General features: G+C 68.9%; 21 protein-coding genes. 14 read left to right on the forward strand and 7 right to left on the reverse strand.

The genetic code is table 11. The features are described from left to right. Positions 1-64 precede the first annotated feature (64 nt). Positions 65-1,510, reverse strand: a complete 1,446-nt coding sequence (locus QFZ83_RS24660; RefSeq protein WP_307510818.1) for a PLP-dependent aminotransferase family protein — start codon at positions 1,508-1,510, stop codon at positions 65-67. A 90-nt stretch (positions 1,511-1,600) separates the two neighbouring features. Here QFZ83_RS24660 and QFZ83_RS24665 point away from each other — a divergent pair, with 90 nt between their 5' ends. The 11 genes from QFZ83_RS24665 to QFZ83_RS24715 all read left to right on the forward strand — a co-directional run bounded on the left by QFZ83_RS24665 (position 1,601) and on the right by QFZ83_RS24715 (position 10,428). Continuing rightward, positions 1,601-2,200, forward strand: a complete 600-nt coding sequence (locus tag QFZ83_RS24665) for a LysE family translocator (RefSeq protein WP_307510819.1) — start codon at positions 1,601-1,603, stop codon at positions 2,198-2,200. 55 nt (positions 2,201-2,255) lie between these two features. Continuing rightward, entirely contained in the window at positions 2,256-3,224 is a 969-nt protein-coding gene (locus QFZ83_RS24670) for a DMT family transporter (RefSeq protein WP_307510822.1), read from the forward strand. Next, complete coding sequence (locus QFZ83_RS24675) at positions 3,224-3,646, forward strand: VOC family protein (protein ID WP_307510824.1); 423 nt, start codon at positions 3,224-3,226, stop codon at positions 3,644-3,646. The genes QFZ83_RS24670 and QFZ83_RS24675 overlap by 1 nt, the downstream gene beginning before the upstream one ends. 13 nt (positions 3,647-3,659) lie before the next feature. Further along, entirely contained in the window at positions 3,660-4,862 is a 1,203-nt protein-coding gene (locus tag QFZ83_RS24680; protein ID WP_013539227.1) for a PLP-dependent aminotransferase family protein, read from the forward strand. A gap of 17 nt (positions 4,863-4,879) precedes the next feature. Next, the gene (locus QFZ83_RS24685; protein ID WP_307510826.1) at positions 4,880-5,518 is read left to right on the forward strand and encodes a LysE family translocator; all 639 of its coding nucleotides are present in this window, start codon (positions 4,880-4,882) and stop codon (positions 5,516-5,518) included. A gap of 13 nt (positions 5,519-5,531) precedes the next feature. Further along, positions 5,532-6,365, forward strand: coding sequence for a PhzF family phenazine biosynthesis protein (locus tag QFZ83_RS24690; RefSeq protein WP_307510828.1), 834 nt, complete (start codon positions 5,532-5,534; stop codon positions 6,363-6,365). A gap of 29 nt (positions 6,366-6,394) precedes the next feature. After that, the gene (locus QFZ83_RS24695) at positions 6,395-7,036 is read left to right on the forward strand and encodes a glutathione S-transferase family protein (protein ID WP_307510830.1); all 642 of its coding nucleotides are present in this window, start codon (positions 6,395-6,397) and stop codon (positions 7,034-7,036) included. A gap of 132 nt (positions 7,037-7,168) precedes the next feature. Then, on the forward strand, positions 7,169-8,092 hold the full coding sequence (locus QFZ83_RS24700) for a PhzF family phenazine biosynthesis protein (RefSeq protein ID WP_306880570.1): 924 nt from the start codon (positions 7,169-7,171) through the stop codon (positions 8,090-8,092). 20 nt (positions 8,093-8,112) lie between these two features. Then, positions 8,113-8,805 (forward strand): VOC family protein, encoded by a 693-nt coding sequence (locus tag QFZ83_RS24705; RefSeq protein ID WP_307510831.1) that lies wholly within the window; start codon positions 8,113-8,115, stop codon positions 8,803-8,805. A 2-nt stretch (positions 8,806-8,807) separates the two neighbouring features. Then, complete coding sequence (locus QFZ83_RS24710) at positions 8,808-9,440, forward strand: LysE family translocator (protein WP_307510833.1); 633 nt, start codon at positions 8,808-8,810, stop codon at positions 9,438-9,440. Between the two features lie 16 nt (positions 9,441-9,456). Continuing rightward, the gene (locus QFZ83_RS24715; protein WP_307510834.1) at positions 9,457-10,428 is read left to right on the forward strand and encodes a threonine dehydratase; all 972 of its coding nucleotides are present in this window, start codon (positions 9,457-9,459) and stop codon (positions 10,426-10,428) included. Between the two features lie 16 nt (positions 10,429-10,444). Here QFZ83_RS24715 and QFZ83_RS24720 read toward each other — a convergent pair whose 3' ends face one another. After that, positions 10,445-11,272 (reverse strand): creatininase family protein, encoded by an 828-nt coding sequence (locus tag QFZ83_RS24720; RefSeq protein ID WP_307510836.1) that lies wholly within the window; start codon positions 11,270-11,272, stop codon positions 10,445-10,447. A 93-nt stretch (positions 11,273-11,365) separates the two neighbouring features. Between QFZ83_RS24720 and QFZ83_RS24725 the strand changes: the two genes are divergently transcribed. Then, entirely contained in the window at positions 11,366-12,163 is a 798-nt protein-coding gene (locus QFZ83_RS24725; RefSeq protein ID WP_307510838.1) for an SDR family oxidoreductase, read from the forward strand. 370 nt (positions 12,164-12,533) lie between these two features. Here QFZ83_RS24725 and QFZ83_RS24730 read toward each other — a convergent pair whose 3' ends face one another. Further along, a complete protein-coding gene (locus QFZ83_RS24730) occupies positions 12,534-13,439 on the reverse strand; it encodes a LysR family transcriptional regulator (protein WP_307510840.1) in 906 nt (301 codons plus the stop codon). 84 nt (positions 13,440-13,523) lie between these two features. Here QFZ83_RS24730 and QFZ83_RS24735 point away from each other — a divergent pair, with 84 nt between their 5' ends. Next, entirely contained in the window at positions 13,524-14,534 is a 1,011-nt protein-coding gene (locus tag QFZ83_RS24735) for a zinc-binding alcohol dehydrogenase family protein (protein WP_307510842.1), read from the forward strand. 10 nt (positions 14,535-14,544) lie between these two features. Here QFZ83_RS24735 and QFZ83_RS24740 read toward each other — a convergent pair whose 3' ends face one another. Beyond that, a complete protein-coding gene (locus QFZ83_RS24740; protein WP_307510843.1) occupies positions 14,545-16,290 on the reverse strand; it encodes a chloride channel protein in 1,746 nt (581 codons plus the stop codon). 113 nt (positions 16,291-16,403) lie between these two features. Here QFZ83_RS24740 and QFZ83_RS24745 point away from each other — a divergent pair, with 113 nt between their 5' ends. Further along, positions 16,404-16,982, forward strand: a complete 579-nt coding sequence (locus tag QFZ83_RS24745) for a GNAT family N-acetyltransferase (protein WP_307510845.1) — start codon at positions 16,404-16,406, stop codon at positions 16,980-16,982. Here the strand turns inward: QFZ83_RS24745 and QFZ83_RS24750 are convergent. Genes QFZ83_RS24750 through QFZ83_RS24760 form a run of 3 tightly spaced genes read right to left on the reverse strand, consistent with a single transcriptional unit; the run spans position 16,974 to position 20,542 of the window. Next, entirely contained in the window at positions 16,974-17,687 is a 714-nt protein-coding gene (locus QFZ83_RS24750; protein WP_307510846.1) for a sulfite exporter TauE/SafE family protein, read from the reverse strand. The two genes, QFZ83_RS24745 and QFZ83_RS24750, sit on opposite strands and share 9 nt — an antisense overlap. Next, positions 17,684-19,105: an amidohydrolase family protein gene (locus tag QFZ83_RS24755; RefSeq protein WP_307510848.1), complete on the reverse strand. Its 1,422-nt coding sequence runs from the start codon at positions 19,103-19,105 to the stop codon at positions 17,684-17,686. The genes QFZ83_RS24750 and QFZ83_RS24755 overlap by 4 nt, the downstream gene beginning before the upstream one ends. Before the next feature lie 45 nt (positions 19,106-19,150). Continuing rightward, positions 19,151-20,542, reverse strand: coding sequence for a uracil-xanthine permease family protein (locus tag QFZ83_RS24760; protein WP_307510850.1), 1,392 nt, complete (start codon positions 20,540-20,542; stop codon positions 19,151-19,153). Positions 20,543-20,632: the final 90 nt, after the last annotated feature.

Raw genomic sequence — 20,632 nt, forward strand, 5'->3', positions numbered from 1 at the left:
TTGTGCTGCCAGCTTACTCCAAGGCCTTGGCCTTTGGCCCGCCGGGCGCGGGCTTTTACCTGTGTCAGAGCTCGCCCCGCACCTTGCTGAAGACCTTCCAGAAGGTCGCGTCCTGCGAGGTCGCGAAGTTGATCCGCATCATGGTGCTCGGTGGCCGGCGCGCATGGAAGAGCGAGCCCGGCGCGAGCAGGTAGCCCTGGTCGAGCATGCGCTGGGTGAGCGCGTCGGTGTCGACGCCCGTGTCGACCCAGCCGAAGAGTCCCGCCGGCTCCGAGGCGAAGGTGCAGCCGTGCGACATCGCGAGCTTCACCGCCCGCCCGCGCGCGCCGTCGAGCCGGATGCGTATGCGGTCCGCATGCCGCCGCAGTTGCCCTTGGTCGATGCACCACGACAACGCCCGCTCGAACAGCGTGGGCGATGTCAGCGTGGCCAGGAGCTTGGTCTCCAGCAGCCGCTCCTTCAGCGCGGGCGACGCGGCCAGGAAACCGATGCGCCAGTTGGGCGCGATGATCTTGGCGAAGCCGCTCACGTAGACAGTGCGCTGCAGCCCGTCGAGCGCGCTCAGCCGCGTGGCGTGCTCGGGCGCGAGGTGGCTGTAGGTGTCGTCCTCGACGATGTGGAAGTCGTGCTCGTTCGCCAGCTTGAGCACCCGGTGGGCACTGCCGGGCGTGAGGCTGTAGCCGGTCGGGTTGTGCAGCACGCTCACGCTCACGAAGAGCTTGGGCTTGTGCAGCACGCAGTACTGCGCCATCACCTCCAGGTCGGGCCCGTCGGCGCGGCGCGGCACCGGCAGGATGCGCATGCCCAGCGCCTCGAGCCGCGCGAATTCGAGCGCCCAGCCCGGCTCCTCGACCATCACCGGATCGCCCGGCCGCAGCAGCGTGCGGCTCACGATGTCCAGCGCATGGGTGGCGCCGATGGTGGTGATGATCTGGTCGGGCGCGGCCGGCACGTTGATGCCCACCAGCTTCTGCGAAAGGCTGCGGCGCAGGCTCATGTCGCCGGAGGGCTCGCCGTATTGGAGCGACAGCTCCTGCAGCACGGCTGTACCGGTCATGCGCCGCACCGCCGTGGGGATGAAGGTGGACGTCATCCAGTCCGGCGGGAACACGCCCATGCCGGGCTGCGGCTTGTCGCTCGGGCGGTGGAACATGCTGCGGATCAGCGAGCTCGCGTCGGCCGGTACGCGCGAGGCCATCATCTGCACGGCCATTGCCGCCGGCATGTCGCCCACGCCGACGACGTCGGAGGTTTTGCCTGAGCGGCTGTCCTGTATCGGTGCCGAATCCCGCACGTAGAAGCCGCGCTGCCGGCGGGCTTCGACAAGCCCCTGTGCGAGCAGTTGGTCGTAGGCGGCAACCACCGTGTACGGGCTCACGCCCTGCTGCCGCGCGCACTCGCGCACCGAGGGCAACCGGGCGCCGGGCGGCAGCAGCCGGGTGCGGATGCGCTCGGCCAGGCGGTCCGCGAGCTGGCTGGTCAACGACTGGGTGGAGGTTCGTGTCAGCATGCTGTGTCGAAAGATTGACCAATACAGATTCCAGATTTGTCTGACCATCTGTACTGGCACTGTAATGGTCTCAAGTTTAGAGTGTGTGTCATGAACTGGCAAGAATTCACCGCGCTGCTGGTGCTGGCCACGGCGATGAGTTTTTCGCCCGGTCCCAACACCACGCTTTCCACCGCTCTGGCGGCCGACGGCGGTCTGCCGCGCGCGATGCGCTTCGTCGTCGCGGTGCCGATCGGCTGGACGCTGCTGCTGGCGATCTGCGCGGCCGGCCTCGGCGCGCTGGTGGTGGCGGTGCCGCCGCTGCGCCTGGCGATCAAGGGCCTGGGCATCGCCTACCTGCTGTGGCTGGCCTGGAAGCTCAGCGGCAGCGCCAAGCTCGGCAAGGCCGACAGCGCCAGCCTCTCGGTCGGTTTCGGCCAGGGCGTGTTGCTGCAGTTCGTCAACATCAAGGCCTGGCTCCTCGCGCTCACGCTGGTGGCTGGGTGGATCGCCGGCCAGCCCGATGCGCTCTCGCGCTTCGCCATCGTCGCGCCGGTGATGCTGTTCTATGCCTTCGTCAGCAACTTCGCCTATGCGCTGGTCGGCGCGCTGCTGCGCGACTGGCTCGCCAAGGGCAAGCGCCTCCTGTGGTTCAACCGCGCGATGGGCCTCGTGCTGGTGCTGACCGCCTGGTGGATGGTGGGCGTATGAGCCGCCGGGCCGCTCCCAAGGCGAATGCCGCAGCGCGCAGCGCGGAGGCTGCGCCATGACAAAGCGCTTCGACATCAAGGACGAGACGCTGGGCATGTGGCTCGGCGTGATCGGTGTGGCACTGTTCGCGGTGACCCTGCCCATGACGCGTCTGGCCACCGGCACGCAGGCTGCGCCGCAGTTATCGCCATGGTTCGTCACGCTCGGGCGCGCGGCGCTGGCGGGCGTGCTGTCGGCCATCTTCCTCCTGGCCACGCGCTCGCCGCGGCCCGCGTCGCACCAGTGGAAGCCGCTCGGCATGGCGGTGCTGGGCAACGTCATCGGCTATCCGCTGCTGCTGGGCTACGCATTGCGCGTGGTCACGGCCAGCCACGCGGCGGTGGTGACTGCGCTGCTGCCGCTGGTCACCGCCGCCGTCGCGGCCTGGGTGCTGCATCAGCGCGCGCGGCTCGGCTTCTGGCTCTGCGCGGTCGCCGGCAGCCTGCTGGTGGTGGTGTTCTCGGTGCTGCGTGCGAGCCAGGGCGGCCATGGCTTCGGCTTCGAATGGGCCGACCTGCTGCTGGTGGGCGCGGTCATCGCGGCATCGTTCGGCTACATCTACGGCGCGCAGGTCACGCCTTCGCTGGGCGCCGAGCGCGTGATCTGCTGGGTCTGCGTGATGGCACTGCCGGTGACGCTGCCGGCCACGCTGTTCCTCTGGCCCACGACGCCCATCGCCACGGCGTCATGGCTGGGCTTCGTCTACGTCGGCATGTTCTCGATGTGGATCGGCTTCTTCGCCTGGTACCGCGGCCTCGCCCTCGGCGGCGCGCTGCGCGTGAGCCAGACGCAGTTGCTGCAGCCCTTTCTGTCGATCCTCGCGTCGATCCCGATCCTGAGCGAACCGCTCGATGTGGTGACGCTGGGCTTCGCGATCGCGGTGGTGGCCACGGTGGTCATCGGCAAGCGGCTCTCGCAGCCGCAGGCTTCCGCGGCGCCTGCCGCCGCGCCGCTGTCCGCCGCCGCCCGCACAGGGGGACGCTGATGTTCAGCCACGTCACCGTCGGCTGCACCGACCTCTCGCGCGCCGCCGCCTTCTACGACGCGCTGCTCGCGCCGCTGGGCCTCGTGCGCCGCCCCGTCGTGCCCGATGGCGGCCCCGCGTCGGCCTGCTGGGTCTCGCCCGGGCAGACGCTGCCGCGCTTCTACGTGTACATCCCGCTGGACGGTGAACCCGCCAGCGCCGGCAACGGCAGCATGGTCGCGTTCGGCGCGCCGTCGGCCGATGCCGTTCATGCCGTCCACGAGGCGGCGCTGCGCCGGGGCGGCCGCGACGAAGGCGCGCCCGGCCCCCGCCCACGCTATGGCCAGGGCTATTACGGCGCGTACCTGCGCGACCCGGACGGCAACAAAATCCATGTTGTGTACCGTGGCGACATCCCCTCGAATCTCACCTCACCCGCTTGAAAGAAGAAACACCATGAACTGGAAACTCGCCGCCCGCGCCGCCAAGATGAACCCGTCGGTGCTGCGTGAAATCCTCAAGGTCACCGAACGCCCCGGCATCATCAGCCTGGCGGGTGGCCTGCCCTCGCCCAAGACCTTCCCGATCCAGGCCTTCGCCGATGCCTGCGCCGAAGTGCTGCACAACGACGGCCAGGCCGCGCTGCAGTACGCCGCGAGCGAAGGCTACGCGCCGCTGCGCCAGGCCGTGGCCGACATGCTGCCGTGGAACGTCGACCCCGCGCAGGTGCTCATCACCACCGGTTCGCAGCAGGGCCTCGACCTGGTGGCCAAGGTGCTGATCGATCCGGGCAGCAAGGTGCTGGTCGAGACGCCCACCTACCTCGGCGCGCTGCAGGCCTTCGGCCCGATGGAACCGAACCCGGTGAGCGTGGCGAGCGACGAAGACGGCGTGATCGTCGACGACCTGGTCGCCAAGGCGAAGGACGCACGCTTCGTCTACCTCCTGCCCAACTTCCAGAACCCGACGGGCCGCACCATGACCGAAGAGCGCCGCGCCGCCGTATCGGCCGCTGCAGCCGAAGCGGGCCTGCCGATCATCGAAGACAACCCCTACGGCGAACTCTGGTTCGACGAAGCCCCACCGCTGCCGCTGACCGCGCGCAACCCTGAGGGCTGCATCTACCTGGGCTCGTTCTCGAAGGTGCTGGCACCGGGCCTGCGCCTGGGCTTCCTGGTGGCACCGAAGGCCATCTACCCGAAGCTGCTGCAGGCCAAGCAGGCGGTCGACCTGCACACGCCGATCTTCACGCAGCGCATGGTGTCGGCCGTGATGAAGGACGGTTTCCTCGACCGCCACGTGCCCACGATCCGCGCCCTCTACAAGCGCCAGCGCGACGCGATGATCGCCGCGCTCACCCGCGAAATGGCGGGCCTGGACGTGAAGTTCAACGCGCCCAAGGGCGGCATGTTCCTGTGGGCGCGCCTGCCCGAGGGCATCGACACGGTGAAGCTGCTGCCCAAGGCCGTCGAGCGCAACGTGGCCTTCGTGCCCGGTGCGCCGTTCTATGCGGGCCTGGGCGATCCGCGCACGCTGCGCCTGTCGTTCGTGACAGCCAGCGTGGAAGAAATCGATGTCGCCATCGCCGCGCTCGCCATCACGCTGCGCGAAGAGCTGGAACTGCTGGGCGAGCACAAGCTCGCGCCCGCACCGGTGTAAGGCAGGGGGACCAGCCGATGATCGGACTCGCGACGCTCTCGCTCTTCCTGCTCGCGGTGCTGGCGCTGTTCCTATCGCCTGGCCCGAACATGGCCTTCGTGCTCTCGCACGGCGTGGCGCACGGCCCGCGCGGCGGGTTCGCGGCGGCGATCGGCATCTCGGCCGCCGACCTGGTGCACACGCTGTTCGCGGCGACCGGCGTCACCGCGCTGGTGGCTGCATGGCCGCCATCGTTCGACGTGCTGCGCTATGCGGGCGCGCTGTACCTGGTGTGGCTCGCGGTGCAGGCCCTGCGCAGTGGCGGCGGCCTTCGCGCGGGTGCGGAGGCCCAGCCCGCCGGCTTCGGGCGCATCGTGCGCATGGCGCTCCTGAACAACCTCGTCAATCCGAAAGCGCTGCTGTTCTTCATGGTGTTCCTGCCGCAGTTCGTCGACCCGTCGCGCGGCAGCGTGGCGCTGCAGCTGGTGCAGCTGGGCGTGGTGCTGTCGGTGGCCGCGCTCGCCTTCAACACGCTGCTGGGCGCCTGCAGCGGACAGGTCGGGCGCTGGTTGCAGCGCCGGCCGGGGGCTGCGAAATTCCAGAGCAGGCTGCTCGCCGCTGTCATGTTGGGATTGGCGGTGCGTCTGCTTTTCCTCGACCGACCTGCGTCACGCTGAAGGCAGGCACGTGATGAACATCCTGAAGATCGCGGCGTTCTCCGATGGGAATACGGGCGGCAATCCTGCCGGCGTCTTTATCGGCGATGCACTGCCGTCCGCAATGCAGATGCAGGAGACCGCAGCCGAAGTGGGTTTCTCCGAGACCGTGTTCGCGGCCCGAACCGCCGACGGGTGGCGCGTTCGCTACTTCTCCCCGCAGTCCGAAGTCCCCTTCTGCGGTCACGCGACGATCGCATTGGGTGCGGCCCTGGCCCTGCAACAAGGCGACGGCGTGTTCGCGCTGACGCTGAATCATGCGGAGATCACGGTGGAAGGAAAGCGCGCCGGCCACGTTGTCGCCGCAGCACTCCAGTCGCCACCCACGCGCAGCGCCGCAGCCGAGCCGGCACTGGTGTCCGATGCACTGGCGTTGTTCGGCTACACGAGCGACGACCTCGACCCACGCATTCCTCCCGCAGTGATTCATGCAGGCGCGGATCATCTGGTGCTCGCCTTGAAGCACCGCGCCACGCTGTCGGCCATGGCGTATGCATTGGAAGCGGGTCGCAGCCTGATGAACGGCGCAGGACTGACAACCATCCTCCTTGTGCATGCAGAAACCGCGCAGTTGTTCCATGCGCGCAATCCCTTCGCGTCCGGCGGCGTCTACGAAGACCCGGCGACGGGTGCAGCCACGGCTGCGCTGGGCGGCTACCTTCGAGACATCGCGTGGCCTCACGATGGCGCGATCGATGTGGTGCAAGGCGAAGACATGGGCATGCTGTCGCGCCTGCACGCAGACATTCCACCGACGCCAGGCAGTTCGATCCGCGTGTCCGGCAGCGCCCGCGTCATGCAGGCGTGAACCCTCGAAACAAAGAAAGAGATCCATCCATGCTCAACATCTGGGGCCGCATCAGCTCGATCAACGTCCGCAAGGTCGTGTGGTGCGCGCAGGAACTCGGCCTGGACTTCCAGCGCACCGAGGCCGGCGGCAAGTTCGGCGTGGTGCAGACGGCCGAGTACCTCGCGCTCAATCCGAATGCGATGGTGCCGGCCATCGACGACGGCGAAGGCGCCGATCGGGTGACGCTCTGGGAGTCGAACGTGATCGTGCGCTACCTCTGCGCGAAGCATTCGCACGGCACCCTCTACCCGAGCGAGCTGCCCGCGCGCTTCGATGCCGAGCGCTGGATGGACTGGCAGCAGACCACGCTCAACCGCGCGAGCCGCGACGCCTTCGTCCAGTGGGTGCGCACGGCCCCTTCGGAGCGGCAGCCGGCGCTCATCGATGCCTCGGTGCGCGAGAGCGAGGCACTGTTCGCCATGCTCGATGCGCACCTTGCGAAGCAGCCCTACATGGCCGGCGAGCGCTTCACCATGGCCGACATTCCCATCGGCTGCGAAGCGCACCGCTGGTTCGGCCTGCCGGCCGCCGAATACCACCGGCCGAGTTGGCCGAACGTCGAGCGCTGGTACGCCGACCTCCTCTCCCGACCGGGCACGCGCGGCGTGCTCGATCTAGGACTGGAATGACCCCCAGTCTTCGCGCACTTCGTGTCGCTTCGCCAACCCCCTTGCAGGGGGCGACACCAGTGGCCCGGCAAAGCCGGCTCCACGGTGTCTCCCTGACTGACATTGCCCATTGACCTGAACAGTTTGAAATCGATGAAATCCCGCCCCTTCAAGCAAGTCGACGTCTTCACCGCCACCGCCTACTACGGCAACCCGCTTGCCGTGGTGATCGATGGGCAGGACCTCGACGACGCCGCGATGCAGCGCTTCGCGCAATGGACGAACCTGTCCGAGACCACGTTCCTTCTGCCGCCGACCGACGCGGCGGCCGACTACCGCGTGCGCATCTTCACGCCCGGCGGCGAGCTGCCGTTTGCGGGCCATCCGACCATCGGCAGCTGCCATGCGTGGCTGCAGGCGGGCGGCAAGCCCAAGGCGGCCGGCCGCGTGGTGCAGCAATGCGGCGCCGGCCTCGTGCCGCTGCGCCGCGACGGCGACCGCCTCGCCTTTGCCGCGCCGCCGCTCAAGCGCAGCGCGCCGAGCCCCGCGCTGCTGGCCAAGGTGGCCGGCGCCCTGGGCTTGAAGGCGCAGCAGGTCGTTGCGGCACAGGTTCTGGACAACGGACCTGTCTGGTTCGGCCTGCTGCTGAACGACGCCGACGCGGTTCTGGCGCTGCAGCCCGACCACCGCGCGCTGAAGGAGCTGGGCGTGAAGGCCGGCGTGGCGGGAGTGCCAGCGGCGCACGACACCTCGCTGCTCATCGGCCGCTCGAACCGCGAGGCGCGCGCCTTCGGCAACCGGCCCGCCACGCCGAACGACGACGGCGCGAAGATCGACCTGGAAGTGCGCGCTTTTGCCGAACCCATCGGCGTGCAGGAAGACCCGGTCACCGGCAGCCTGAACGCGAGCCTCGCCGAATGGCTGATCGCCGACGGCCACATGCCCGAGCGCTACCTCGCCGCGCAAGGCCAGTGCCTCGGCCGCGCCGGCCGCGTGTACATCGAGCGCGATGCCGAAGGAAAGATCTGGGTCGGCGGCGATGCCGTGACCTGCATCGACGGCAACGTCACGCTCTGATCGCGAACGAGGACGCTGCCATGCACGCCGAAGTCGACCACCTGGTGATTGCCGCCCGTTCGCTGGCCGAGGGCGTCGCATGGTGCGAGGCCACGCTCGGCATCACGCCCGGCCCCGGCGGCACGCATCCGTTGATGGGCACGCACAACCGGCTGCTGAACGTGGCGAGCGAGGCCTATCCCAAGGCCTATGCGGAAATCATCGCGATCGAGCCCGGCAAGGCGCCGTCGCGGCCGAAGACACGCCGCTGGTTCGACCTGGACGACGCGGCACTGCAAGCCGCGCTCGCGCAGCACGGCCCGCGGTTGATCCACTTCGTGGCGCGCGTGCCCGACGCGCACGCCGCCGTGCAGGCACTGGCCCGCGAGGAGCATGCGCACATCGACCGCGGCCGGGTGCTCGAGGCTTCGCGCGACACACCGGCGGGCCGGCTCGAATGGCAGATCACGGTGCGCGACGATGGGCAGCGGCTCTTCTATGGCGCGCTGCCGACGCTGATTCAGTGGGGTGCTGTGCATCCGACCGATGCGATGCCTTCGTCGGGCCTCGCTCTGCGTTCGCTGCGCGCCGCGCATCCGCGCGCGCCAGCGTTGTCGGCGGCGCTTTCTGCCGTCGGCATGAAGGGCCTGCAAGTGGACGCCGGCCCGCCGAACCTCGTCGCCGTGCTCGATACGCCGCGCGGCATCGTCACCCTCGAATCGCAAGGACTCTGAGCATGCTGACCCTCACCGAAATCGCCTGGTTCGCCCTCGCCTCGCTGCTGCTGGCGCTCACGCCGGGGCCGAACATGATCTATTGCGTCTCGCGCACGCTGATCCAGGGCCGCCGCGCGGGAATGATTTCGCTGGGCGGCGTGCTGATGGCGTTCCTCGTGCACCTCTTCGCCGCCGCGCTCGGCCTCACCGCGCTGCTGCTGGCGGTGCCGCTCGCGTTCGACGCGATCCGCATCGCGGGTGCGGCCTACCTGCTGTGGCTCGCATGGCAGGCGGTGCGGCCCGGTGGCAATGCGCCCTTCGAAGCGCGCGCGCTGCCGGCCGATCCGCCGGGCAAGCTGTTCCGCATGGGCTTTCTCACGAACCTGCTGAACCCGAAGGTGGCGATGTTCTACCTGTCGTTCTTTCCGCAGTTCATTCACCCCGAACGCGGCTCGGTGCTGCTGCAGAGCATGCAGTTGGGCATCGCGCAGATGGCGAGCAGCGCCGTGGTCAACACGGTGATGATCTTCGGCGCCGCGAGCATCACGGCCGTGCTGTCGCAAAGCGCCGGCTGGCTGCGCGCGCAGCGCTACGTGATGGGCAGCGTGCTGGCCGCGCTGGCCGTGCGGGTCGCGCTGACAGAACGCAAGTAAGCGAAAAAGGAAACCCGTGAAATTCACCCGCGAAGAGATCGAAGCCGCGCAGCGCACCGTGCATGCGGCAATGCCGCCTACTCCGCAATACACCTGGCCGCTGCTGTCGCAGCGCCTGGGCGCGACGCTCTGGGCCAAGCACGAGAACCACACGCCCGTCGGCGCCTTCAAGATTCGCGGCGGCCTCACCTACTTCGAAACCCTCGCACGGGAGCACCCCGAGGTGCGCCACGTGATCAGCGCCACACGCGGCAACCACGGCCAGTCGCTCGGCTTCGCGGCGCGGCGGCACGGCCTCGGCGCGACCATCGTGGTGCCGCACGGCAACTCGCAGGAGAAGAACGCCGCGATGCGCGCGCTCGGCGTCGAGCTGATCGAGCATGGCGACGATTTCCAGGCGGCGTCGGAGCACGCGGCCCTGCTGGCCGAACGCGACGCGCTGCACCGCGTGCCTTCGTTCCATCGCGAGCTGGTGCGTGGCGTGTCGACCGCGTATGTCGAATTCTTCAGCGCGTTGAAAGATGCGCCACCCGACGTGCTGTTCGTGCCCATCGGCCTCGGCTCCGGCTTTGCCGGCGCGGCCGTGGCGCGCGCGCATTGCGGCGTGGCTACAAAGATCATCGGCGTGGTGTCGGCGCACGCCACGGCGTACCGCGATTCCTTCCGCGCAGGCAAGCCGGTCGAGTCGCCGGTCAGCACGCGACTGGCCGACGGCATGGCCTGCCGCGTGCCGGTGCCCGAATCGGTCGAGGTGATCCTGCGCGAAGCCGACGACGTGATCACCGTCACCGACGACGAAGTGGCCGAGGCGATGCGCATCCTCTTCAGCGACACGCACAACGTGGCCGAAGGCGCCGGTGCCGCCGCATTGGCGGGCGCGCTTCAGCAGCAGGAGCGCTGGCGCGGCAAGACGGTGGGCATCAGCGTGAGCGGCGGCAATGTCGATACGGACATGTTCGCCGGCGTGCTCTCGCGCAGCGCTTCCTGAACTTCCTGAAGGCGGATCAGGGCAGCGGTTGGGTGTTCGCCGTGTCCAGCGGCAGGCGCGACACCTCGGCCAGCAGCAGCGCCAGTTGCTGCGCGGCCGCATCGATCACCGCTTGCCCCTTGGCCGCAGTCGCCGCAGCCGCATTGCCGGCCGCACCCTCTGCGTTGTAGTCCTCCATCGCCCAGCCGAGCTTGGCGCTCTTGCCGTTGCCGAGGATCGCGTAGTCGGCCGCACGCGTCTCTGAAGTCGAATGGAAATCCTTCGCCTCGCCCATGCGCACGCGTTGCGGGGTCAGCGCCAGCATCATCGAGGTCTCGATCTCGCCCGCGTGCACGCCGAAGCGGTGCTCCTGCGTGCTGAACTGCGCACCCGCATCGCCCAGCGGCAGGTTGAACCAGCTCACGCTGTAGACGATGAGCCCGTGCGCCGCGCGCAGTTCGCGCGCCACGATGTCCATCGCGCCCACATGGCCGCCGTGCGCATTGAAGAGCACCAGCTTCTTCACACCGGCGCGCGCGACGCCCGCTCCGATTTCGCTCCACATGCGGATCAAGGTCTCCGCCGACAGCGTGAGTGTGCCCGCGAAGCGCGCGTGCTCGGGGCTCAGACCGATCTGCTGGGTCGGCAAAAAGAGCACCGGCAGATCGGCCGGCAGCAGCGGCAGCGACGCGGCCACGATGCCGTCGGCCAGCACCGTGTCCACGCCCAGCGGCAGGTGCGGCCCGTGCTGCTCGGTCGCGCCCAGCGGGAGCACCGCCACGGTGGCTGCCATATCGAGCCCCGCGAAGTCGCGCGTCGTGAGTTGAGACCAGAAGCGGGGCAGGGATACCGGGGATGCGTTCATCCGGCGATCTTAGAGCGGTGATTCAATCCACGCGACCCCGACGGGCCGCGCCCGGCCCTGGCCCTTCTTCAACGACACGACAAGGACATCCCCATGGACCTCCAGCTCCAGGACCAGCACGTTCTCATCACCGGCGGGAGCAAGGGCATCGGCCTCGCCTGCGCGCTGGGGTTCCTGCGCGAAGGCGCGCGCGTGAGCCTCGTCTCGCGCGACCTGCAGAACCTGGAGCAAGGCCGCAAGACGCTGATCGAGGCGTTCGCCGAGGCCGAAGGCCGGGTCTCGGTGCATGCCGCCGACCTGAAGGACCCGGCCAGTGCCGTCGCCGCGCTCGATGCGGTCGAAAAAGCCTTCGGCCCAGTCGATGTGCTCGTCAACTCGGCCGGCGCCGCGCGCCGCACCCCGCCCGACGACCTGACCCCCACCGCGTGGCACGACGCGATGGACGCGAAGTACTTCACCTACATCCACATGATCGACCCGGTGGTCAAGCGCATGGGCGAGCGCGGCCGCGGCGCGATCGTCAACGTGATTGGCCAGGGCGGCAAGGTCGCGAGCCCCGTGCACATGGCAGGCGGCGCGGCCAATGCGGCGCTGATGCTGGTAAGCGCCGGCATGGCCGCCGCTTACGCGGCCAAGGGCGTGCGCGTGAACGCCGTGAACCCCGGCCTCACGCTGACCGCACGGCTGCAGGAAGGCATGAAGGCCGACGCGAAGGTGCAGGGCATCGACACCGATGAAGCTTTGAAGCGCGCCACCGCGCGCCTGCCGCTCGGCCGCATCGCGACACCGGAAGAAATCGCCAACACGGTCGTATTCCTCGCGTCGCCGAAGGCGAGCTATGTGACGGGCGCGATCGTCGCGATGGATGGGGCAGTCACGCCGATGATCTGACCGCGCGGCGTTCGACCGCCGCTGCCCTCACCCCAGCCCTCTCCCCAAGGGGAGAGGGAGCAAGTCCCAGGCCGAGCGAAGCAAAGGCCCGTGAGCTGGCCGAGCGCAGCGATGGCCCGCCGATCCCCAAAGCCCTTCTGTATGCGCCGAGGAGCGGAGCGTTTCGCGGATCAGGGCTCGCCCTTGTTTGAGCGCAGCGAGTTTGGGCGAGACCCCGCGAAACGTGAGCACCGCAGGTTGCCCGAAGCGAAGCGGAGGGACGCAGACAGCAGGGTCGCCTTTTCTTTGCTTACGTTCTTTTGGCGAAGCAAAAGAAAGTAAGTCGCCCGCCGGGGCGAGACCCGGCCTCGGAACTCAAACAAAAAACCCCCTATCGACCCGTCAGCGCCTCGAACTTCAACGCAAGAAAATCCACAAACGCCCGAACCCGAGCAGGCACAAACCGCCCACTAGGCAACAACGCATGCAGCGGATAAGGCTCCGTCTGCCAATCGGCCATGAGCTGCACCAGCCGCCCACTGCGAACGTCATCCCGCACATCAAGCGCCGACTTCAACGTGATGCCATACCCCGCCACAGCCCACTCGCGCGCCAGCGAGGCGTCATCCACGCTGCGGTTCCCATTCACCCGAACTTCCGTCCACTGCCCGTTCTGCGCAAACCGCCAGACGCGGTGCCGCCGCCCGCCGCGATTGAAGATCAGGCAGTTGTGATGCACCAGGTCCTGCGGCGTCTTCGGCGCGGGATGGCGGCTGAGGTACTCGGGCGAGGCGGTGAGCAGCGGATTCGTCATCGCAAACGGCCGTGCCACCAGCCGCGAGTCGGCCAGCGCGCCGTACCGCAGCGCCACATCGACCTCGTCCCGCATCACATCCAGCGGCCGGTCGCCGACCGAGAGCGATAACTGCACGCCGGAATGCAGCGCGAGGAATTCGTCGAACCACGGCAAGAGCGTGCTGCGCGTGAGATCGGACGGCGCGGCGACCCGCAAAGTGCCGACCAGTTCGCCCCGGTCCGCCGTGACCAGCGACTCGCCCTCATCGAGCAACTCGAAGGCCCGCACCGCGTAGTCGAGCAGCGTCTGCCCCTGCGGCGTAAGGCGCATCGCACGTGTGGAGCGCTCGAACAGTCGCGCGCCGAGCTGCGTTTCCAGCCGCTTGAGCGTGGCGCTGGCGGCCGCCGGCGTGATGCCCAGCGCATGGGCCGCAGCCGTGAGCGTGCCGCCGCGCGCCGTATGCACCAGCACCTGCAGGTCGGACGTATTTTCAATCTTCATTTGAAAGTGTTGCTGTTCGAGGCAGTCTTATCAAATGCCCGTTGCCATCCTACAGTCGAGCCATCGTTACAGAAAGGTCCCGTCATGAAAGCCATCGGTTACTACCAGCCCCTTCCCATCGACAACGCCGAGTCGCTGCAGGACATCGAACTGCCCGCGCCCGTCGCCGGCACGCGCGACCTGCTCGTGCGCGTGAAGGCCGTGTCGGTCAACCCGGTCGACACCAAGGTCCGCAAGAACGCCGCGCCCGAAGCCGGCCAGGCCAAGGTGCTGGGCTGGGATGCGGTCGGCATCGTCGAAGCCATCGGCAGCGGCGTCGAGAACTTCAAGGTCGGCGACCGTGTGTACTACGCGGGCTCGATCATTCGCCCCGGCGCCAATTCGGAACTGCACGCGGTGGACGAACGCATCGCCGCCATCGCGCCGAAGAGCCTGGACGACGCGCAGGCCGCCGCGCTGCCGCTGACCACCATCACCGCCTACGAACTGCTGTTCGATCGCCTGCAGGTGCCCAAGGGCGGCGGCGCGGGCCAGACGCTCTTGATCACCGGCGGCGCTGGCGGGGTGGGCTCCATCCTCATCCAGCTTGCGCGCCAGCTCACGCAGCTGCGCGTGATCGCCACCGCCTCGCGCCCCGAGACGCGCGAGTGGTGCCTGGCGCTCGGCGCGCACGCGGTCATCGACCATTCGAAACCGCTCGCGGCGGAGCTCAAGGCGGCCGGCATCGGCGAGGTCGACATGGTCGCCAGCCTCACGCAGACCGAGCAGCACTACGCGCAGATCATCGAGAGCCTCAAGCCCCAGGGCCAGCTCGCGGTGATCGACGACATGAAGGTGCTCGACGCGATGCCGCTGAAGACCAAGTGCATTTCGCTGCACTGGGAAATGATGTTCACGCGCTCGCGCTTCACCACGCCCGACATCGCCGAGCAGGGCGCGCTGCTGGCCGAGGTGGCCGCGCTGGTGGATGCGGGCCGCATCCGCACGACGGCGAATGCGAGCTTCGGCACCATCAACGCCGCCAACTTGAAAAAAGCGCACGCGCTCATCGAGAGCGGCAAGGCGCAAGGCAAGGTCGTTTTGGCCGGGTTCTGAACGGGCTGGCTCAGGCCTGCCAGGGCAGCCCGCGCATGCGCTCGCGCTTTTCTTCTTCGTCGAAGTGCGCAAGCGATGGCTTGATGAGGTCGCTGCGCGCGACGAGTCCGACCAGCGCGAGCGACTGCGCATCCTTCACGACCGGCAGCCGCTCGAGCCGGTGGCGCGCGAGGCGCGTCGCCACCACGCGGCAGTTTTCTCCCGCGAGCGCGAACAGCGGCGCCGAACCTTCGCAGGCATCGCCCACGGTGCCGACGCTGAACGCCGCGAGCATCGCGCGGTCGGCCATGCCGATCACCGCACTGCCGCGCAGCACCGGATACGCGCGGTGCACCTGGCCTTCGCCGAAGTACTGCGCGAGCGCTTCGGCCACGGGCAGCGCCGCATCGATGCTGCGCACCTCGCGCGTCATCACTTCCTCGACCGAGTGGCGCTCCAGCGGGTCGATGCCGTATTCGCGGTAGATGTGATAACCGCGGCGCGCGATCTTCTCGGTGAGGATCGAGCGGCGCATCGTGAGCACGGTGAAGCCGTAGGCGACGGCCGATGTGGTCAGCAGCGGCAGCAGCGCATTGCTGTCGTGCGTGAGCCCGAAGGCGAAGATGGTGGCGGTGAGCGGCGCGCGCATCACGCCGCCGAGCGTGGCGGCCATGCAGACCAGCGGCCACAGCATCGGGTCGTTGCCCGGCAGCACGTGCGAGAGCACCACGCCCAGGCCCGCGCCCATCATGAGCAGCGGCGCCAGCACGCCGCCCGAGGTGCCCGAGCCCAGCGAGATGACCCAGATGATCGCCTTCACCGCGAGCAGCGCGGCCACCACGCCGAGCGCGAGGTGGTTGTGCAGCAGGTCGCCGATGACGTCGTAGCCCACGCCCAACGCGCGCGGCTCGAAGTAGCCGCCGATGCCGACCGCGAGACCGCCGATGGCCGGCCACCACATCCAGTGGATCGGCAGCTTGCCGAACAGGTCTTCCACCTTGTAAAGCGAGATCGAGAGTGAGGCCGAGAGCATCCCGCACAGGAGGCCGGCGACGATGCAGGAGAGCATCGCGAGCGGGCCGGGCACAGCGGTCTGCAGCGGGAACAGCGGGCCCGCGTCCATCAAGAGCGGCCGTGTGAAGCCCGCGACCGCGCAGGCCACGGCCACCGGCAAGAGGCTGCGCGGGCGCAGCTCGAACAGCAGCAGCTCGACCGCCAGCAGCACCGCGGCCACCGGCGTTCCGAACACGGCCGTCATGCCGGCGGTGGCGCCCGCCACCAGCAGCGCCTTGCGCTCGGCAGCCGTGAGGTGGAAGTACTGCGCGATCAGCGAGCCGATGGCGCCGCCCGTCATGATGATCGGCCCCTCGGCGCCGAACGGCCCGCCGCTGCCGATCACGATGCCCGAGGACAACGGCTTGAGCACCGCGACCTTCGGCGACATCTTGCTCTTGCCGAACAGGATCGCCTCGATGGCCTCGGGGATGCCGTGGCCGCGGATCTTGTCGGAGCCATAGCGCGCGATCAGCCCGACGATGAGCCCGCCGATCACCGGCACCACGATGACCCAGGCGCCCAGCGTGTGCGTGGCCGGCGAGCGGTCGGCCAGCGAGAAGGTCTGGAAGAAAAAGAGATTGGTGAAGAAGCGGATCAGGTCGAGCAGCACGCGCGCGGCCACGGTGCTGATGGCGCCGATGACGATCGCCATGGCGGTGATGCGCAGCAGGCGCGCGTTGAGCGCGAAATCGCCGCGCGGCGGGTGGGAAGAGGGGGTCATGGCGGGGTGTGGCGCGACGGGGTCCGGCGTCGATGCTGGTGTCGCAAGGGGAGTTCGGAGCAGCCCGAATTACATCACAACATGATGAAACTACGCTGATTCACAATCGCCGCATGACCGCTCCATTGATCGAATTCGACACCGCCCGCCTTCGCCTGCGCCAGTGGCGCGAGAGCGATTGCGCCCCCTTCGCCGCCATGGCGGCCGACCCGCAGGTCATGGAATTCCTGCTGCCGCTACCGACGCGTGCCGACAGTGACGCCTCGGTCGAGCGTGCAAGGGCACTCATCGCGAAGAACGGCTGGGGCTTCTGGGCCGTGGAACACAAGGCAACGGGAGAATTCGTCGGCTTCACCGGGCTGAACGTGCCGCTGGCCACGCTGCCGTTTTCACCGTGCGTCGAGATCGGCTGGCGCCTTGCGCGCCACGCGTGGGGCCAGGGCTTCGCGACCGAGGCTGCGCGCGGCGCGTTGCAGGTCGGCTTCGAGCGGCTCGGGTTCGACGAGATCGTCGCCTTCACCGCGGTCGGCAACCTGCGCTCGGCCGCTGTGATGGAACGCGTCGGCATGCACGAAGACGTGGCCGGCGCCTTCGACCACCCGCTGGTGCCCGAAGGCCACCCGCTGCGCCGGCACCGGCTCTACCGGCTGGACCGCGCGGCATGGGCCGCCGCGCGCGGCGCTTCAGAATGAATGCAGCAGCAGCGCCAGGCCCGAGACGATCGCGAAGACCTGCACGAAGACGCGCAGGAAGCCGCCGTTCACGCGGCGATGCACCACGCGGCTGAGCACCGCGCCCACCACCAGCGCGGGCAGCAGCAGGGCTGCGGCGCGCAGTTGCGAACCGTCGATGCGGCCGGTCGCCATCAGCGTGGCGAGCGACACGAGTTCGCCAACCAGGAAGCACAGCGCGATGGTCGAGCGCATGGTGGGTGCGCGTTCGTGCTGGTAGACGAGCGCGAGCGGCGGCCCGCCGATGCCGGTCGCGGTCTCGGTGACGCCGGTGACCAGCCCCGCCGCCACGAAGGCCGAACGCCCCGGCGAGAAGGCCGGCATCATCAGCGTGACCAGCGCCGCAGCGATGGTCGAGAGACCCACGAACAGCGACAGATGGCTCGCGCTCAGGGCCGCCAGCACCCAGAGGCCGCCCGCGGTGCCTAGCACGCGCCCGCCGGTGATCCAGCCGGCACCGGTGCGGTCGATGGCGCCGCGCTCCCGCCACATCACGTAGAGGTTGAGCGGCAACATCAGCACCAGCACGCACACAGGCAGCAGGTCGGGACGCACGATGCCGATCACCGGCGCCGCGATGAGTGCGAAGCCGACGCCGGTCGCGCCCTGCACGAAGGCGGCGAACAGCACGGCGAGCGAAACGAGGAAGAGGTGCTGCGCGCTCACTGGGCGTTCCAGGCGCGGGCCATGGGCGACAGGCGGCGGTGCTCGGCCGCCGTCGGGTGCAGCCGCACGATGGGTGCGCGTTCGATGGCCGCATGCGCCGCGCGCGCGAGCCGCTGCTGCAGCGCCCGCGCATCCCAATCGGGCGGCCAGCCCTCCCACAGGCGCAGGCGTCCGTCGACGAACACGGCCGTGATCTGGTCGCGGTTGCCCAAGCGCACCAGGTCCCAGGTGAGGTCGACGGAGGTGCACATCTCGGGCGTGTCGACATCGACGACCAGGAAGTCGGCCGCCTTGTCCACGGCGATCTCGCCGGTGAGATGGCCCAGGCCCACGGCGCGCGCGCCTTCGTGCGTCGCGTGGTCGAGCCAGGTCCAGCCGCCGCCGCTCGATGCGTCGCCGATGGCCATGCCGAAGGCCAGCTTCTGCGCGGCCTCGGCCGCGTCGATGAGGCGGAAGGCGTCGCTGCGCGTGGCGTCGGTGCCGAGGCCGAAGCGGATGCCCAGCGCGGCCATCAGGTTCGCGGGCGCCACGGCATTGCCCTTCCACTGGCTGGCGACGGGGTTGTAGCTCACGGCGGTGTCGGTGTCACGCAGCAGCATGAGTTCGGCAGGCGTGACGAGCGTGCCGTGCGCGATCAGCACCTGCGGGCCGAGCGCGCCCAGGTGCGCGAGCAATTCGAGCGGCCGCTTGCCGCGCTGCACCACCGAGCGCTCGACCGACGCCAGGTGTTCGTTCACATGCGTCTGAAAGATGGTGCGCGCCTCGGCGCACAGCGCGGACACGCCGGCGAGCATTTCGTCGGAAGCGGCCTCGGGCACCGAGATGGCGAGCGAGGGATGCACCAGCGGCGCGTTCGACCAGTCCCGCAGGAACTGCGTGGCCCGCGTCCGGATGGCCTCGCGCTCGGCCGCGCTGCTGTCGTTGCCGCCGTCGTTGCAGATCAGGCCGAGCACGCAGCGCAGCCCGGCCTCCTGCACGGCGGCGGCCACCGCGCCGATGTCGCCCGGTGCGCGCGTGCCCGCATCGCACACGGTCGTGAAACCGCCGCGCAGCGACTCGAGCGCCGCGAGCTTGGAGGCGAGATAGACGAACTCGTCGTCCAGGCTCGATTCGAGCGGCACCCACACGCGCCGGAAGATCTCGGACGGCTCGCCGTACGCCAGCGACTTGCCGAAGGACTGTGTGAGGTGGTGGTGCGCGTCGATCATTCCGGGCATCAGGAGCTTGCCGGGCAGTTGCACGGGCACGAGGTGCGGATGGCGCGCGGCCAGCACCTCGGCGGGGCCGACATCGCGAAAGCGCCCGCCGGCCACATGCACGGCATGGCCGATGACAGGGCCGTCGCGCAGCATCAGGTGGTCGGGAACGAGCAGCAGCTCGTCGGCCGCGAGGCGCGCGGCATCGAGTTCAGGAGACATGGTGAAAAAGGAAAGGAACAGGAGAAAGAAACCAGAAGCTGGGGCTCAGTGCGAAGCCGAGGCCATGTCGGCAGGCTCGGCGAATTCGGCAGGTGCGGGCGCCTCGGCGTGGACGCGGTTGAAGACCATGTTGAGCAGCACCGCCGTGAGCGACCCCATGGCCAGGCCATTGCCCAGCACCAGCTGAAGCGTGTCGGGAAAGCGGCTGTACAGGCCCGGCACGACGATGGGCAGCAGCCCCATGGTGAGCGCGCCGGCCAGCACGAACATGTTGCCGCGCTCGTGCAGGTCGACCTTGCGCAGCATGTCGATGCCCATGGTGCCGATGATCGCGAACACCACCATCGCGGTGCCGCCGACCACGGCCGAGGGAATGGCGCTGGCCAGGCGGCCGAGCGGCGCCGACAGCGCAATGAGGACCAGGATCGCACCGGCCATCGCCGTGACGTAGCGCGAACGCACGTTGGTGGCGCGCACGATGCCGATGTTCTCGCCGCTCGTGATGATCATCGAGGTGCCGAAGAGCCCGCCGGCGAGCGACACCAGCGCATCGCCTCGGATGGTGCGCGGCACCGCGTCGCGCGGGTCGATCTTCCGGCCCACGACTTCGGCCACCGCCACCGTCTGGCCGGTGGCCTCGACCATCGAGATGACGCTGAAGATCAGGAGCGGCACGGCGGCCACGAGGTCGAAGCGCGGCATGCCGAAGGGCAGCAAAGTCGGCAGGCTCCAGAAGGGGCCGGCGGCGACCGCGCCGAAGTCCATGAGTCCGCAGCCGGCCGCGAGCACCGTGCCGGCCAGGAGCCCCAGCAGCACCGCGAGCTGACCCAGCGTGCCCTTGAACAGCCGCGCGAACAGCACCGTGAAACCGATGGTCGCGAGCGCCAGCCCGATGTTCACCGGATCGGCGAAGGTGGGCGTGCCGGCCTTGCCCGCGATGATGCCGCCGTACACCTTCACGAGGTTGATCGACACCAGCAGCAGCAGCGTGCCGATGACGATCTTCGGAAAGAAGCGCAGGCAGCGCGCAAAGACCGGCAGCACCAGGAAATAGAACAGCGCCGTGAGGATCACCGCGCCCGAGGCGGTCTGCAGGTCGCGCTGCTGCGCGATGGTCACGAACATCACGATCGGCGCGCCGCCCGGCACCATCACGAACGGCAGCCGCGCGCCGAACTTCCAGGGCCCGAACGACTGCAGCAGCGTGCCCACGCCGCACAGGAGAAAGGTGGCGCTGATCAGGTTCACCGTGAGCGCCGCGGGCAGCCCCAGCGCCTTGGCCACGAGGAACACCGAGGTGATCGGCACGGCCGCCATCACCAGCACGTGCTGCAGGCCGAAGAGGAGCAGTTGCGACAGGGGCAGCACGGCATCGACGGGTGCCGTGGCGGCAGTGGCCGTCGAGGGCGCGGGGGAGGCATCGGAAACACGGGACATGGTCGGAATCCTTGAACCGGGACAGCGCCCAAATCGATTTGGGCGCACTGGCAAAAAAAGCCGCCGAAGCGGGTGAAGTACATTCCGGGA

The organism is Variovorax sp. W1I1 (genome assembly GCF_030815625.1).
Classification (GTDB): domain Bacteria; phylum Pseudomonadota; class Gammaproteobacteria; order Burkholderiales; family Burkholderiaceae_C; genus Variovorax; species Variovorax paradoxus_C.

Coding starts and splice junctions, on each gene's coding strand:
- QFZ83_RS24745 (WP_307510845.1), top strand. CDS start 16,404: ATGACCGCTCCATTGATCGAATTCGACACCGCCCGCCTTCGCCTGCGC.
- QFZ83_RS24720 (WP_307510836.1), bottom strand. CDS start 11,272: ATGAACGCATCCCCGGTATCCCTGCCCCGCTTCTGGTCTCAACTCACG.
- QFZ83_RS24710 (WP_307510833.1), top strand. CDS start 8,808: ATGCTGACCCTCACCGAAATCGCCTGGTTCGCCCTCGCCTCGCTGCTG.
- QFZ83_RS24660 (WP_307510818.1), bottom strand. CDS start 1,510: ATGCTGACACGAACCTCCACCCAGTCGTTGACCAGCCAGCTCGCGGAC.
- QFZ83_RS24695 (WP_307510830.1), top strand. CDS start 6,395: ATGCTCAACATCTGGGGCCGCATCAGCTCGATCAACGTCCGCAAGGTC.
- QFZ83_RS24730 (WP_307510840.1), bottom strand. CDS start 13,439: ATGAAGATTGAAAATACGTCCGACCTGCAGGTGCTGGTGCATACGGCG.
- QFZ83_RS24760 (WP_307510850.1), bottom strand. CDS start 20,542: ATGTCCCGTGTTTCCGATGCCTCCCCCGCGCCCTCGACGGCCACTGCC.
- QFZ83_RS24700 (WP_306880570.1), top strand. CDS start 7,169: ATGAAATCCCGCCCCTTCAAGCAAGTCGACGTCTTCACCGCCACCGCC.
- QFZ83_RS24755 (WP_307510848.1), bottom strand. CDS start 19,105: ATGTCTCCTGAACTCGATGCCGCGCGCCTCGCGGCCGACGAGCTGCTG.
- QFZ83_RS24725 (WP_307510838.1), top strand. CDS start 11,366: ATGGACCTCCAGCTCCAGGACCAGCACGTTCTCATCACCGGCGGGAGC.
- QFZ83_RS24705 (WP_307510831.1), top strand. CDS start 8,113: ATGCACGCCGAAGTCGACCACCTGGTGATTGCCGCCCGTTCGCTGGCC.
- QFZ83_RS24680 (WP_013539227.1), top strand. CDS start 3,660: ATGAACTGGAAACTCGCCGCCCGCGCCGCCAAGATGAACCCGTCGGTG.
- QFZ83_RS24665 (WP_307510819.1), top strand. CDS start 1,601: ATGAACTGGCAAGAATTCACCGCGCTGCTGGTGCTGGCCACGGCGATG.
- QFZ83_RS24735 (WP_307510842.1), top strand. CDS start 13,524: ATGAAAGCCATCGGTTACTACCAGCCCCTTCCCATCGACAACGCCGAG.
- QFZ83_RS24690 (WP_307510828.1), top strand. CDS start 5,532: ATGAACATCCTGAAGATCGCGGCGTTCTCCGATGGGAATACGGGCGGC.
- QFZ83_RS24670 (WP_307510822.1), top strand. CDS start 2,256: ATGACAAAGCGCTTCGACATCAAGGACGAGACGCTGGGCATGTGGCTC.
- QFZ83_RS24675 (WP_307510824.1), top strand. CDS start 3,224: ATGTTCAGCCACGTCACCGTCGGCTGCACCGACCTCTCGCGCGCCGCC.
- QFZ83_RS24740 (WP_307510843.1), bottom strand. CDS start 16,290: ATGACCCCCTCTTCCCACCCGCCGCGCGGCGATTTCGCGCTCAACGCG.
- QFZ83_RS24685 (WP_307510826.1), top strand. CDS start 4,880: ATGATCGGACTCGCGACGCTCTCGCTCTTCCTGCTCGCGGTGCTGGCG.